This is a genomic window from Halomarina salina (genome assembly GCF_023074835.1).
Lineage (GTDB): Archaea > Halobacteriota > Halobacteria > Halobacteriales > Haloarculaceae > Halomarina > Halomarina salina.
In genome coordinates this window covers 2,719,864-2,733,536 of sequence record NZ_JALLGW010000001.1, presented here as the reverse complement: position 1 = coordinate 2,733,536, position 13,673 = coordinate 2,719,864, and the positions used below count along the sequence as shown (strand labels likewise).

Here is a 13,673-nt window from a genome sequence, read left to right as displayed (position 1 = left end):
CGATCAACGTGTTGTCCGGACTCTGCTCGACAAGCAACTTCGCTGGGTCAAGGGACCAGACCGAGAGAGTCTCCAGGAGTTGGCGTCGTATTTCGGCCTCGACGAGGGCGCCCGGGCATTGCTTGATGACTCTGCTCGGCACCAACGATTGGTCGGCATGACGTGGTGCTCGTTACTGGACCTCTCGGTCGATGCCAATGCCTTGCTCGACGATTGCAGGGAACATCCAGATACTCGGGCTGCTGGAGTTCGGTTACTCAGTGATACAAGTCACCCCGATGCCACCGATGTCGGTAGTGTGCTTTTGCTTGATTCGGGTGCGCCGCTATCAGTTCTCGGAGTCGACACTCTGTATCGGCTATTCGAGTCTTCACCGGAGCAACTCGCACGTCTGGTAGCTCAAAACGAGGAGCAGGAACTCTCATTGACTCTCCAGCACCTGCACGACTTCGGTGCTTGTTGCTCCGGCGAGCGAGAGACGCCACTCATATGGGTGTGTTCACAACTGACGGCCGACTCTCCTCGAATTCGAAGTGCAGCGCTACACGCACTCTCGGCGTATGGATGGCGTGAAGACGTGCGGGAAGCCGTCATCTGTGACCGTCTCCTCAATGATCCCTCTCCTCAAGTCCGCAGTGTTGTCTATCAGATCTTTGGGAACTGGGCGACAAGTGCCACACTAACCCATCTACGAACTGCCCTCCAAACTAAACCTGACGATCAAGCACGAGTCGGGGCCCCTCGGGCACTCTTCAACGCGAGAAGCGATCAAAGTGCGAGAAGTGATACGTACTCTCCGCGCGCGAGTACGACAAATCGTCATCCGACGTCCACTCGCTCAGCCGAATCGCTAGCACTCGAATGGGTGACCGCAGAGGCACAGGTGAGCCAGTGATTCATCAGGACGTGGCGAGGCTTCTTCTCTCGACGGCGCTCGTCATCTTGGGGTATCATCTCCTCTTTACCGGGGCATCCATCCTCGCTGTGTTCGCCGATTTGTTCAAATTGCGAGCTGTACTGCGGAATAAGACGTGGGGCCCGTTGTTTCACCCACTCGATTCGCCATTCTATCCTGGAATCGCACTCGTCGTTCCCGTTCACGCGTACACGCCGGATCTCATCGAGAATATTCAGTCATTGCTCGACTCGAATTATCCCGATTCAGAGGTGATTGTCGTTAACGATGGAGCGACGGATGAGACACTCAGCAAGCTACTTGATGTGTTCGATCTGGAGGCGATTGAGGCCGATATACCTCTGGAGATGCCATGTGAACAGATCCATGCGGTGTATCGCTCTCGAGACCGCCTTTCTCTGAGTGTTATCGATAAGGCTGCTGGTGGCCAGTCGGACGCACTCAACGCAGGACTGTGGCTGACTTCCAAGCCACTGTTCGGTGCGATTGGTGTTGATGCGATCATCGACGGTAATGGTTGCTTTCGATGGTCAAGCCGTTCCTCGAGCATCCTGAGGAGATGGTCGCAACAGGTGCAGCAAACCGTCTCAGCAATGGCTTTTCCATCGAGAATGAGCAACTCCCACACAATCGTCTTCCACGACGGTTGCTGAGATACGTACAGGTCTCAGAGGGTCTCCGCCCATCCTCACTAGCCCGGTCCGATGTCGGCCGCCTGAGCTCCCTTCTCCGTATCTCCGCTGGATTCGGAGTCTTTCGAACCGACGTCCTCCGGGACATTGGTGGCTACGACCCCACGGCACTCGATGAAGACTCGATCTCGTCATGCGTCTCTCTCGCCATCTCTCGGCTGCTGGCCAGTCATATCGGGTCGAGTTCGTCCCTGACGATATTGTCGAGGTTGCAGCTCCGTCAACAGTCTCTGCGTTTCGGAGGCAACGACCCCGACGGTTCCAGGGGCTTATCCAGACGCTATGGACCCACCGTTCACTTATTGCTACTCGACAGAATCGTTGTCTCGACAGCGTTGTCCTCTTCGCGTTCGTCCTTGCTGAAGTTCTTGGCCCACTCATTAGGGGTGTTGGTTATCTCATCATCGTCGTCGGAGTCGTAATCGGACTCATCAATCCATGGTTCGCAGTCACCTACTTCGGTCTCATCGTATGTGTCGGACTCATCCTCTCATGGCTCGGTGTCTATCGAGAGGTATGGGGCCATCAACGGTATGAGACACCAGACAAGGTGCTCTCATTGTTCGGATCTGGTATCGTCGAGAATGTCGGCTTTCGGCAGTGGAAGACGCTTATTGCTTGGCAGGGCTTCTACCGATACATTCTGAGAGAACCACAAGTAAGCTGACAGAACGAGGGCTTATCGGAAAATTGCGATGGAGAAAAGTCCATTGGCGTTTCCGGTATCGCCGGTCCAATAGCCAAGAAGACCACGCATCCCATGGTGAATCGCCCTCAAGACGCCAACGGACGAGGACCCATCAGTATAATTATTAGATAGGTATTGCGATAGGTACGTCGCTCAACCCCTCCCGTTTGAGGAGCAGCGATTATCGCTCAACGGGGAGCTCTCGTCGCCGACAAGGTATTCTACAGGCGAAGCGGGCCAAGTGCTTCAGGGCTTGATTCCCGAGGCGGTTCACCAATACGTTCACTTAGCAGGTGCTGGCCTATGTCCAGAGATATCCAATATGAACGTGCAAAGGGAACTCCTTGCCGCACAGAGTGGGAAACATGTCAAAGACTACTGTGTGATTGTCACTACGGCTCTCTGACCGTCAACTTCGCTCCACGCGTGAAAAGTCAACGAAACGACGACTGTCATCGCGTGCGAGGCTCCTGAATTCCCCGACCGGTCGAAGCGTGTGATACTCCCCCGAGAGAACGTTACCGTCGGCACGTATTTCCACGCTGCCCCAGAACTTCCAGCCGACGAATGGGACTGGAGACGCTGTTCGCCCCCCAACGGGTGGCCGTGGTCGGGGCGACCGAACGCGAAGGGTCGGTCGGGAGAGCCGTCGTCGAGAACCTGCTCGCGACGTTCGACGGCGAGACGGTGCCCGTCAACCCGAACGCCGAGTCGGTGCTCGGGCGGGAGACGGTGCCGGACCTCGCCAGCGCGGGCGACGTCGACCTGGCGGTGGTCGTCGTCCCGCCGAGCGTCGCCATCGACGTGGTGGAACAGGCGGGCGAGGTTGGCGTCGAGAACGTCGTCGTCATCACCGCCGGGTTCGGCGAGACGGGCAGCGAGGGTGCGTCCCGCGAGCGCGAGTTGCGCGACGTCGCCGAGGCGTACGACCTGAACCTCGTCGGGCCGAACAGCCTCGGCGTCATCGCCACCGGCGTCGGGATGAACGCTACGTTCGGCCCCGACATGGCGCTCGACGGGAGCATCTCGTTCATGAGCCAGTCGGGGGCGTTCGTCACGGCCGTCCTCGACTGGGCGAACGACCGGGGCATCGGCTTCCGGGACGTGGTCTCGCTCGGCAACAAGGCCGTCCTCGACGAACGCGACTTCGTCCGCGCGTGGGGCGACGACCCGGAGACGGACGTGATACTGGGGTATCTCGAAGGCGTCGAGGAGGGGCGAGCCTTCGTCGACGCCGCCCGCGAGGTGACCGACGACACGCCCATCGTCCTCGTCAAGTCCGGGCGCACCGAAGCCGGAGCGCACGCAGCGGCCTCGCACACCGGCACCATCGCCGGGAGCGAGGCGGCATACGAGGCGGGGCTGGAACAGGCGGGCGTCCTCCGCGCCGAGAACGTACAGGAGCTGTTCGACTCGGCGGAGGCGCTGGCCGGCCAACCGCTCCCCGAGGGCGACGGCGTCGCCGTCGTCACGAACGCGGGCGGTCCGGGCGTGATGGCGACGGACGCCGTGGGCGACGCGGGCCTCTCGCTCGCGTCGTTCACCCAGGAGACGCTCGACGGACTCGCCGAGGAACTCCCCGAGACGGCCAACCGGTACAACCCCGTGGACGTCATCGGCGACGCCGACGTCGAGCGGTTCGCCGCCGCCATCGACACGGTGCTCGGCGACCCGAACGTCGACGCGTGCTGCATCGTCTCCTGTCCGGTCGCCGTCCTCACGTTCGAGGACCTCGCCGAGGTGGTCGTCGAGAAGCAGGCCGAACACGGCAAACCCGTCGCCGTCTGCTTCATGGGCGGCGACTCGGCGCGAGACGCGATGGGCACCGTCAACGAGGCGGGCATCCCGGCGTACTTCGACCCCGCGCGGGCGATCCGGAGTCTCGACGCACTGCGGGAGTACCGCGACGTCAGCCAGCGAACCTACGACCCGCCGGCCGAGTACGACGACGTGGACCGCGAGGCCGCTCGCGAGATTCTCGTTGACGCCGCCGACCGCGGCGAGACCCGCCTCGGCGTCGAGGCGATGGACCTGCTGTCGGAGTACGGCATCCCGACGCCCGAGGGGAGCGTCGTCGACACGCCCGAGGACGCCGAGGAGGTGGCCGAGTCCATCGGCGGCGACGTCGTGATGAAGATCGTCTCGCCGGACATCCTCCACAAGTCCGACATCGGCGGCGTCCGGGTCGGCGTCCCGGACGAGGAGGTGGCCGCGACGTACGACGACCTGGTCCAGCGCGCCCGCACCTACCAGCCCGACGCGCACATCCTCGGCGTGCAGGTCCAGGAGCAACTGGACCTCGACGAGGGCGTCGAGACCATCGTCGGCGTCAACCGCGACCCGCAGTTCGGGCCGCTGGTGCTGTTCGGCCTCGGCGGCATCTTCGTCGAGGTGCTGGAGGACACGACGGTGCGCGTCGCGCCGCTCTCCGAACGAGAGGCGAGCGAGATGATCGACGACGTGCAGGCCGCACCGCTCCTCCGGGGCGCTCGCGGCCGTGACCCCGTCGACGAGTCGGCCGTCGTCGACACCATCGGTCGCCTCTCGCAGCTGGCCACCGACTTCCCCGCCATCCTGGAACTGGACGTGAACCCCCTCGTGGCGACCGACGACGGCGCGGCCGCCGTCGACGTGCGCCTCACCATCGACCCCGACGAGCTATGAACCCGATACTCATCACCTCGACCGACGAGAGCACCGGCAAGACGGCCATCGCGCTCGCACTCGCGCTCATCGCCCGCGAGCGCGGGCACACGGTCGGCTACATGAAACCGAAGGGCACGCGCCTGCAGAGCGCCGTCGGCAAGACGCTCGACCAGGACCCGCTGCTGGCGCGGGAGCTGCTGGACCTCGACGCCGACGTGGCCGACCTCGAACCCGTCGTCTACTCGCGGACGTTCGTCGAGCAGACGATGCGCGGCCGCGAGGACCCCGACGAACTCCACGAGCGCATCCGCGAGAGCTACGACGGCCTCGCGGCGGACACCGACCTGATGGTCCTCGAAGGCGGCGGGTCGTTCGCCACTGGGGGCGTCGCCGACCTCACGGACGCCGACGTCGCCGACCTGCTCGACGCGCGGGCGGTGCTCGTCGCCACCTACGAGGACCCAACCGACGTGGACGCGGTCCTCTCCGCGGCGCGCCACCTCGGCGACCGACTCGACGGCGTGCTGTTCAACGCCGTCGCGGACGCCGACCTGGACGCCCTCGTCGAGGACGCCATCCCGTTCCTGGAGGGACAGGGAATCCCCGTCTTCGGGGCGCTCCCGCGCGTTCAGGAACTCGCGGGCGTCACCGTCGCCGACCTCGCGGCCGAACTCGGCGCGCAGGTACTGACGAGCGACGCCCCGACCGACGCGTTCGTCGAGCGGTTCACCGTCGGCGCGATGAGCGCGGAGGACGCGCTCGCCCAGTTCCGCCGGACTCGCGACGCGGCGATGATAACCGGTGGCGACCGCCCCGAGATCGCCACCGCGGCGCTCGACGCGCCCGGCGTGAAGGCGCTGTTGCTGACCGGCGGGTATCGCCCACCGGCGGCGGTGCTGGGCCGGGCCGAGGAGGCGGGCGTCCCCGTCCTGCTCTCCCGCTCGGACACCATCACGACCGTCGACCGGGCCGAGGAGGTCGTCCGCTCGGGGCGCGCCCGAAACGCCGAGACGGTCGAACGCATGCGGGACCTCGTCGTCGACGGCGTCGACGTGGACGCGGTGTTCGACCTCGCCGAGAACTGATAGTTCGATACGGCGTGTGGACCGCACGCATACACGCCGAACGGTTATGTTTCTGGGTGATCGATAGCATCCGGAGCTCACGCGAGCTCCGTAGTGTCACACGCAGGGGACATCTTCACCCTGCGTGTTCCCCCTCTCGACGCCCACGAATCGACGCCGAGCGGTCAGTGCGCCGACCCCGTCGCCGACTCTTCTTCCGCGTCCAGCGGGTCTTCGAGTTCGCCGGTGATGGCTTCGAAGCAGTCCGTCGCCGTCACGAGGCCGACCACCTCGTCGTCGCCCGCGTCGAGCGCCTCCAGGGGCTCCTCGTCGTCAGGTGAGCCGCCGGTGACGAGCGCCAGTTCCTGGTTCTCCGCCTGGAACCGGTCGATGGTGTCGGCGACGTCCTCGCCCGCTTCGACGGTCATCGGTGGGGCGGCGACGTCCGATAGCGTCACGCTTCCGTCGCGCAGTCCGTCGAGTTCGCGGATGACCGCCGGGGCGTGGACGACGCCGCGGAAGTCCTGAATGGAGTCGCCGACAAGCGGGAACCGCGAGAGCGACGCCTCGCGCATCGTGTCGAGGTTCTCCTCGAACGAGGCGTCGGTTCGGAGGGTGACGACGTCCTCGACGGGGACCATCACGTCGTAGATGGTCATCTGGTCGATGTCGATGGCGGCCAGCACCTCCTCCTTCCGCTCGCCGGTGAGTCCGAGTCCGGAGAGCCGTTCGCCCATCTGTCGGCGGACGTCGGCACGGTCCGTCGCCTCGCCGTCCTCGCCGTCCTCCATCTCCTCGTCGGCCCACGACCGCTCGATGGAGACGCCGAACAGGCGCAGGAGTGCCTTGGCGATGCGGTCGGCGACGAGGATGACCGGCTTCATGACCGTCGCCCAGAGGTACAACGGGTACGCGCAGTACTTGCAGACGGTCTTCGAGCGCTCGACACCGAGGTACGTCGGCGACTGCTCGCCGATGACGATGTGCAGAAGGTTGATGACGAGGAGTGCGAGGACGACGGCGATGGCAGTGTGACCGCCCTCGCCACCGCCACCCAGCAGGCCGCCCAACCCCACCGCCTTCACCGCGGGGTCGAGGATGGCCGCGAGCGCGGGTTCGGCGACGTACCCCAGACCGACCGAACAGATGGTGATGCCGACCTGGCAGCCGGAGAGGTATATCTCCAGCTCCTCGGTCATCTCCCACGCGCGTTCCAGCCCGCGGTGCCCCTGGAACTCGCTCTCGTCGAACTGGCGAACGCGGGTCATCGCGAACTCTGAGACGACGAAGAAGGCGTTCCCGAACAACAGTACGACCCCCGCGAGGAGGCCGAGCGCCTGACTCAACGTACTCATGGCGACCCGCTACTCGGAGTCGGGTGGTAAGTCTGCGGCCAGCCAGGCCTACTCGGTCGGTCGCCCGAACGGACCGCGACCGTGGCTGGTGCTCCGAACCGATACCGAGTGTCTATCGAACTGCTATAGGACCGTCGCCGAGCGGCAGCGCGTCGTCTGCGTCAGGCGTGCTGCTGGATGAGCGACCGTAGCGAGGACTCGTCCTTGACACCGACCACCTGCTCGACCCGTTCGCCGTTCGCGTACAGCTGGAGCGTCGGGACCCCGCGGATGCCCTGTTGCTGGGCGAGCGCCTGGTTCTCGTCGATGTCGACCTTCGCGACGACGGCGGGTGAGTCGGCGGCCAGCGTCTTCACCGTCGGTTCGAGCATCTTGCACGGTCCGCACCACTCGGCGTGGTAGTCCACGAGAACCAGCGGGTACTGGCTCAGTACCTCGTCGAGGCCCGCTTGCCCGTCGACGTGGAGCGGTTCGGTCGGCCTGTCCGCGCCGTTGGCACCCCCATCGCTCGCGTTCTCGGCGTTCGTTCGCTCGACCAGTTCGTCGCGCTTTCGTGCTCGAATCGCCTCGCGCTCGTCGTCAGTCATGTGTCCAGATACGGCTGCGAGGCGATTTAGCTCTCCCGACCCTGTGTCCGACGACCGCACGACCGTACGACCCGTCGGGACCGCGACCGCACGGCCGGGACGGGACGCTGCGCGTATCGGTTCGTGAGAAGTCGGGGGAGAGTGCTCCCCCGAGCACCACCGGTCCGGGCCGACCGGTGGCCGTGCGCGTCGAACGACGCGCGTGCCGGGGAGTGTCAGAGGCTTCCGGCAGGCCGCTGTACGGGGGCGGGTGTTATGAGTGCACGCCTCGCAGATTTGGTCACGGTGCGACCAACACTATATATCTCTTTGCAGTATTTATGTCAAACCGACTCCGGAACGGTGGATTGATACGCGTCGCTCCACGACGAAACATCGATGGATTCGAGGCCCTCCACTCTTCTCGACCTGCTCACCCGCCGGACATCGGTGTTACGAGAGTTAAATAACGACCCCGTCCGGAAGCGAGACCTCGCGGCAAGGCTCGACGTCTCCCGTTCGACCGTCGACCGGGCGCTCCGTGAACTGGCCACACAGGACCTCGTCGAACGGACCGACGACGGCTACCGGACGACGCTCGCGGGGCGACTCACACTCGACGCGTTCGACCACCTCCAGGAGCGAACACGCGGTATCGACGCCGCGCTCGACGTGCTCACGGTGCTCCCGCACGACGCACCGTTCCCGCCGGACCTGTTCGCGGGAGCGACCGTCGTCAGGCCGTCGCCCATCGCGCCGCACCGACCCGCCGAGACGAACGCCCAGCTCCTCTCGTGGGCCGACAACGTCAACGGCCTCATCAGCGCCGTCTCAGAACAGTACGTCGACAACTACCGCGACGCGATAGACGGGGGCACCTCGGTCCAGATGGTCTTCCCGTCGGCGGTGCTCGAACGACTCGTCAGCGAGTACGGCACCGCCGACGACCCGGTGTTCCACCGGGACATCGTCGAGGTCCGACAGACGTCCGAGACCCTGCCGTGTAGCGTGAAGCTCCACGAGCGCGACGGGGAGCAGGTCGCGTCGCTCACCGTCTACGGCCCGGACGGGCTTCGCGGGCTCGTCACCAACGACTCTCCAGAGGCCGTCTCGTGGACGGCGTCGTTCATCGACCGGCACTGGGACGCTGCGGACCCGCTCCCGTCACCGTAGCGTCAGACGGGTCAGCCAAGGGTTAAGACCCCACCGGACCACCGCCTGCGTATGGATGCAGACGCGGGTCCACAGGAGATTACGACACTCGTCGGGCGGGAAGTCTACTCGAACAACGGCGTGTTCATCGGGCAGGTCGAGGACCTCCGACTCGACCTCGACACCGAGCAGGTGACGGGACTCGCCCTCGCCGACCTCAACGTCGAACTGTTCGACGACCGCGTCCGCGGCGCACGCGGCGTCATCATCCCGTACCGCTGGGTCCGGGCCGTCGGCGACGTCATCCTCATCAACGACATCGTCGAGCGCATGAAAGACCCCGAGCAGGAAGCAGCAGCGTAAGGGAGTCGAACTCTCCGATTTCTGTTCTCGTACCTTCTATCGAGTGACTGCCAGCGTAGCAAACATCTCGAAAGCCCCGAGGCGCTGGACTCGGTGCGGCGGGCGTGCTCCTCGCTCCCTTCGGTCGCTGCGGTGCTCACCCGTCCGCGACTTCGCCCAGCGCCTCGCCCCTTTCAGTCCACCCGCGATAGCTGGCGAATCAGTCGGCGCGGGCGGACTGAAAGGGGCCGTGCTCTCGTGGGCTGCGACTCGCTGCGCGCGCTCCCGCTGGTCGCGTGCTTACGTCGTCTCGCCTCACGAGAGCACGGGGGCTTTCGAGGTGTTCACAGCCGTGTCTCCCAAACCCACTCCGAAACCACCTCCAACTCCTAGCAGCGAATCCCACGCAGTTTTCACCCGCAAGCAGCTATCCCGGCGTAATGGACGACGAGATTCGCGAGCGTGTCGAGCGCGAGGCGGAGGTCAACGCCCTCTTCAACGCGCTCAAACACGACAGCGACGCACAGGTCGGTGCCATCATGGGGCCGCTGATGGGCGAGAACCCCGAGTTCCGCGAGCACGGCGACCAGATAGCGGGCGTCGTCGCGCCCGTCGTCGGTCGCGTCAACGGCCTCTCGAACGCGGAGAAACGCGAGCGACTGGAAGAACTCGACCCCGAGGCCGTCGCCGAGTTGGACGCCGACGAGGAGGAGGACGACCAGATACTGCCCGACCTCCCGAACGCCGACGAGTACGACCAGATTCGGATGCGTCTCGCGCCGAACCCGAACGGGCCGTGGCACCTCGGCAACGCCCGAATGCCCGCCGTCATCGGGACGTACAAGGACCTCTACGACGGCTGGATGCTGTGTCGGTTCGACGACACCGACCCCGAGACGAAGCGCCCGGACCTCGACGCCTACGACGCCATCCTCGACGCCATCGACTACCTGGGCTTCGAACCGGACGAGGTGGTCCGCGCCAGCGACCGGATGGAGACGTACTACGACCACGCCCGTGACCTCGTCGACCTCGGTGGGGCGTACACCTGCTCCTGTGAGGCTGGCGAGTTCTCAGACATGAAGAACTCCGGCGAGGCGTGCCCTCACCGCGAGAAGGACGTGGAGACGGTCCGCGAGGAGTTCGAGGGGATGGTCGACGGCGAGTACGAGAGCGGCGAGATGGTCCTCCGCGTGCGGACCGACATCGACCACAAGAACCCGGCGCTGCGGGACTTCGTCGCGTTCCGGATGATAGACACGCCCCACCCGCGCGAGGAGGCGGCCGACTACCGCGCGTGGCCGATGCTCGACTTCCAGAGCGGTATCGACGACCACCTGCTCGGTATCACGCACATCGTCCGTGGCATCGACCTGCAGGACTCCGCGAAGAAACAGCGATTCGTCTACGACTACTTCGGCTGGGAGTACCCCGAGGTGGTCCACTGGGGGAAGATACAGATCGACGCCTACGACGTGAAGATGAGCACCTCGACCATCAAGTCGCTCGTCGAGTCGGGCGACCTCGACGGCTGGGACGACCCGCGCGCCCCCACGCTCGCCAGCGTGAAGCGCCGCGGAATCCAGGGACAGGCCGTCGTCGACGCCATCGTCGAACTCGGTACCTCCACCAGCGACGTGGACCTCGCGATGTCGACGGTCTACGCGAAGAACCGCGAACTCGTCGACGACGAGGCCGACCGCCGGTTCCTCGTCCGCGAGGGGGCGGAGATACCGGTCGAGGGCGGACCCGACGCCGCCCACCCGCCGCTCCACCCCGACCACGAGGACCGTGGCAACCGGGACATCCCCGTCTCCGACGCCGTCCGAATCGAACTGGAGGACGTCCCGGACGTCGGCGACCGCGTCTGGCTGAAGGGGTACGGCCCCGTCCGCTACACCGACCCGGTCGACGGCGACCCGGCGTTCGAGTTCACCGACGACGACATCGACGCCGTCCGCGAGGAGGACGTACCGGTCGTCCACTGGGTTCCGGCCAGTGAGAGCGTCCCCGTCACGTTACGGACGATGGAGGGGGACGTCTCCGGCTTCGCCGAACCGGGGTTCCACGACTACGACCCGGACGACGTGGTCCAGTTCGAGCGCATCGGGTTCGCTCGCGTCGACTCGGTCCCGGAGGCCCCGGACGAGGAACACGTCGCGTACTTCGCACACCCTTGACATCCTCCCCGTGGTAAAGCACGAGGATTCCTCCGTTGGGGGTTCGGCTACCGACCCACGGAGGCAACTTGCGGGTTTGTGCGCACTTCTTTGGGACTGTCGTGAGGGTATGGTGTCCCCGACCAATCGTGGTCGTCCCACTCGAATCGCACGGGCCGTGCCATCGGCCTGATTTCGCAATCGCTGGTTTCTCGAAGGAACGTCTCTGACGCCGTGAGGTCGGCGTGCCCCTCGAAGCCACACGGACACGTCAGCGTCTCCCCGTGGCGAACGGTCTCCTCATGGTCGCCACACACAGGACACGTCTGACTCGTCCACGCTTCCGACTCGGCTTCGAGGCTGATACCGTACTCCTCACAGACGCACGCGAGACGGTGGATGAACTTCTTGAACGCCCAGAAGTTGTGCGTCTTCTCGTTGACCCTGACCGACCAGTGCGTTTCCAGCACGTCGGTCAAGTCGCCCACGTACACCGTCGCTACGCCCTCGTCGTACAGTCGTTGAACGAGGTCACGTACCAGCGCGTTCTGTGCGTGATCACGACGCTTTGTCCGCTGTCGGTACAGCCGTCGAATCCGTTTCGAGGAGTAGCGTCCCTCTCGGAGTTTCGACTGTAGGCGGGCGATTTCGTCAGTTGTCTCGCGGAACCGTCCGAACAACTCCTGACCGTCGTAGAGGTACTGGTTCCCAGTGGTCGTGGAACAGGCGACGAGATTGTTCGCGCCAACGTCGAGGGCGGCTTCGTGAGAAGCCAGTGGTGAATCCAGTCGAGAATCAGGGACGGTGACTGGTTGGAAAGCCCTGAACGTGTCGCTAACCTCGTCGTACTCAAGTTCCAGACGACCCTGTTTGCCGTTCCACTTCGGGTTGCCTCGGACTTCGAGGCTGAGTCGTTCGTGGTAGCCGAGTCCGTATTCGTCTTTCAGTTCTTGCCCGACAGAGATTTCGAGACGGCTACGCTTGCCCCACTGAATCGTGTACTGGTTGCACCGAATGTAGGTACGGAGTTCGTGTCCGTCCTCCTCGTTGCCCCAGTACGACGGTGGGTTGGCATACTCGCCGTTCTCCTTGAGGGCGAAGAACGACCGCCACGCTTCCGAGCTTTTGCGCGTGACCTGTTGGACGGTCGCGCTTCCGACGACGCCGTTGTAGCGTCCTCGGTACTCGGAGGTGTCCCACACGTCGCCGTCACCGAAGTAGTTCTGACGGCGTTCGTAGGTGAGTTCGTTCCACAGGGAAGCGGAGGCGTCGAGTAGCCGTAGGAGGCACTCTTTGTCGTTTTCGGTCTGTGGAACCACCTCGAAGGTGTTGACGCGCTTCATTCGTCGTCACCTTCCTGTTCAGCGATGTACTGTTCGACAGCGCCCCTCGAGGAGCTTCCCGCCGTACCGACGTAGTACGAACGAGTCCACTTCACGCGGTCGTCGTAGCGTTGGTTGTACTTCCGCGCCGAGATGCCCTTGACCCAGTTGACGATGAGTGACGGGGCGTTCTTGGGCGGACTCCCGATGAACAGGTGTACGTGGTCGGGCATGACCTCGGACTCGGCCAGTTCGAGGTCTTTGTCCTCACAGATTTCCGCGAAGATGGCTTCGAGACGTTCCTTCGTCTTCCCCGTCAGGTGCGAACGCCGATAGTTCGGCACGAACACTATGTGGTAGTAGAGTTCGTATTCCGCGTGACGGGTGCTCTTTACCATCTATGTATACTATCACGGTCGGACGGCTTAATCATTGCGTTGGAACCCCGTCTGTGGTGTCGTCGGCGGTTAAATACTGTTGGTCGGCTTCATCCCCGCCCTGAAGGACGAGGCTTTCGCCTCGAATTTTCCGTAACACCTCGGGACTCCGACGACCTCTCTTCGACCACACCACCCCTCGACCAGACGAATATCTCCACTTTCGCCATGTGGCGAGGATTCATATAGGAGGCCGCGGCCAGCGTCGCCGATGTCCTGACCAGACCCGTGGGCGACTCCGGGGCCGAGAGCGGCCCGTACCGTGCGGCGCACCCGCCCACGTCGACGTCGATACGGTGGTGAACCACCATCGATAGACGCCGCGTCGCCTGTC

General features: G+C 64.3%; 11 protein-coding genes. 7 read left to right on the top strand and 4 right to left on the bottom strand.

The features are described 5' to 3' along the window. Positions 1-891: 891 nt before the first annotated feature. The 4 genes from MX571_RS14085 (at position 892) to MX571_RS14075 (ending at position 6,027) form a co-directional block, all read left to right on the top strand. The gene (locus tag MX571_RS14085; protein ID WP_247417866.1) at positions 892-1,569 is read left to right on the top strand and encodes a glycosyltransferase; all 678 of its coding nucleotides are present in this window, start codon (positions 892-894) and stop codon (positions 1,567-1,569) included. Between the two features lie 172 nt (positions 1,570-1,741). Beyond that, positions 1,742-2,275 carry a glycosyltransferase family 2 protein gene (locus MX571_RS22730; protein WP_368409027.1) on the top strand — a complete coding sequence of 178 codons (534 nt, stop codon included), beginning with the start codon at positions 1,742-1,744 and terminating at the stop codon, positions 2,273-2,275. A 588-nt stretch (positions 2,276-2,863) separates the two neighbouring features. Then, positions 2,864-4,960 (top strand): acetate--CoA ligase family protein, encoded by a 2,097-nt coding sequence (locus tag MX571_RS14080; RefSeq protein WP_247417864.1) that lies wholly within the window; start codon positions 2,864-2,866, stop codon positions 4,958-4,960. After that, a complete protein-coding gene (locus MX571_RS14075) occupies positions 4,957-6,027 on the top strand; it encodes a phosphotransacetylase family protein (RefSeq protein ID WP_247417861.1) in 1,071 nt (356 codons plus the stop codon). Before MX571_RS14080 ends, MX571_RS14075 begins: the two co-directional genes overlap by 4 nt. A gap of 164 nt (positions 6,028-6,191) precedes the next feature. Here MX571_RS14075 and MX571_RS14070 read toward each other — a convergent pair whose 3' ends face one another. After that, positions 6,192-7,361, bottom strand: a complete 1,170-nt coding sequence (locus MX571_RS14070; RefSeq protein ID WP_247417858.1) for a CNNM domain-containing protein — start codon at positions 7,359-7,361, stop codon at positions 6,192-6,194. 161 nt (positions 7,362-7,522) lie between these two features. After that, entirely contained in the window at positions 7,523-7,948 is a 426-nt protein-coding gene (locus MX571_RS14065; protein ID WP_247417856.1) for a thioredoxin family protein, read from the bottom strand. A 378-nt stretch (positions 7,949-8,326) separates the two neighbouring features. Here MX571_RS14065 and MX571_RS14060 point away from each other — a divergent pair, with 378 nt between their 5' ends. The 3 genes from MX571_RS14060 to MX571_RS14050 all read left to right on the top strand — a co-directional run bounded on the left by MX571_RS14060 (position 8,327) and on the right by MX571_RS14050 (position 11,601). Then, the gene (locus tag MX571_RS14060) at positions 8,327-9,100 is read left to right on the top strand and encodes a helix-turn-helix transcriptional regulator (RefSeq protein WP_247417854.1); all 774 of its coding nucleotides are present in this window, start codon (positions 8,327-8,329) and stop codon (positions 9,098-9,100) included. Between the two features lie 51 nt (positions 9,101-9,151). Next, positions 9,152-9,442, top strand: a complete 291-nt coding sequence (locus tag MX571_RS14055) for a PRC-barrel domain-containing protein (protein ID WP_247417852.1) — start codon at positions 9,152-9,154, stop codon at positions 9,440-9,442. A 419-nt stretch (positions 9,443-9,861) separates the two neighbouring features. Next, positions 9,862-11,601, top strand: coding sequence for a glutamate--tRNA ligase (locus tag MX571_RS14050; RefSeq protein WP_247417851.1), 1,740 nt, complete (start codon positions 9,862-9,864; stop codon positions 11,599-11,601). A gap of 47 nt (positions 11,602-11,648) precedes the next feature. Here MX571_RS14050 and MX571_RS14045 read toward each other — a convergent pair whose 3' ends face one another. Continuing rightward, the gene (locus tag MX571_RS14045; RefSeq protein WP_247417849.1) at positions 11,649-12,923 is read right to left on the bottom strand and encodes an RNA-guided endonuclease InsQ/TnpB family protein; all 1,275 of its coding nucleotides are present in this window, start codon (positions 12,921-12,923) and stop codon (positions 11,649-11,651) included. After that, the gene (tnpA, locus tag MX571_RS14040; RefSeq protein WP_247417847.1) at positions 12,920-13,300 is read right to left on the bottom strand and encodes an IS200/IS605 family transposase; all 381 of its coding nucleotides are present in this window, start codon (positions 13,298-13,300) and stop codon (positions 12,920-12,922) included. The genes MX571_RS14045 and tnpA overlap by 4 nt, the downstream gene beginning before the upstream one ends. Positions 13,301-13,673 lie beyond the last annotated feature (373 nt).

What these genes read in the sequence shown, in the direction of transcription:
- MX571_RS22730 (WP_368409027.1), top strand. Translation starts at nt 1,742, where the DNA reads ATGCGTCTCTCTCGCCATCTCTCGGCTGCTGGCCAGTCATATCGGGTC.
- MX571_RS14080 (WP_247417864.1), top strand. Translation starts at nt 2,864, where the DNA reads ATGGGACTGGAGACGCTGTTCGCCCCCCAACGGGTGGCCGTGGTCGGG.
- MX571_RS14075 (WP_247417861.1), top strand. Translation starts at nt 4,957, where the DNA reads ATGAACCCGATACTCATCACCTCGACCGACGAGAGCACCGGCAAGACG.
- MX571_RS14070 (WP_247417858.1), bottom strand. Translation starts at nt 7,361, where the DNA reads ATGAGTACGTTGAGTCAGGCGCTCGGCCTCCTCGCGGGGGTCGTACTG.
- MX571_RS14065 (WP_247417856.1), bottom strand. Translation starts at nt 7,948, where the DNA reads ATGACTGACGACGAGCGCGAGGCGATTCGAGCACGAAAGCGCGACGAA.
- MX571_RS14060 (WP_247417854.1), top strand. Translation starts at nt 8,327, where the DNA reads ATGGATTCGAGGCCCTCCACTCTTCTCGACCTGCTCACCCGCCGGACA.
- MX571_RS14055 (WP_247417852.1), top strand. Translation starts at nt 9,152, where the DNA reads ATGGATGCAGACGCGGGTCCACAGGAGATTACGACACTCGTCGGGCGG.
- MX571_RS14050 (WP_247417851.1), top strand. Translation starts at nt 9,862, where the DNA reads ATGGACGACGAGATTCGCGAGCGTGTCGAGCGCGAGGCGGAGGTCAAC.
- MX571_RS14045 (WP_247417849.1), bottom strand. Translation starts at nt 12,923, where the DNA reads ATGAAGCGCGTCAACACCTTCGAGGTGGTTCCACAGACCGAAAACGAC.
- tnpA (WP_247417847.1), bottom strand. Translation starts at nt 13,300, where the DNA reads ATGGTAAAGAGCACCCGTCACGCGGAATACGAACTCTACTACCACATA.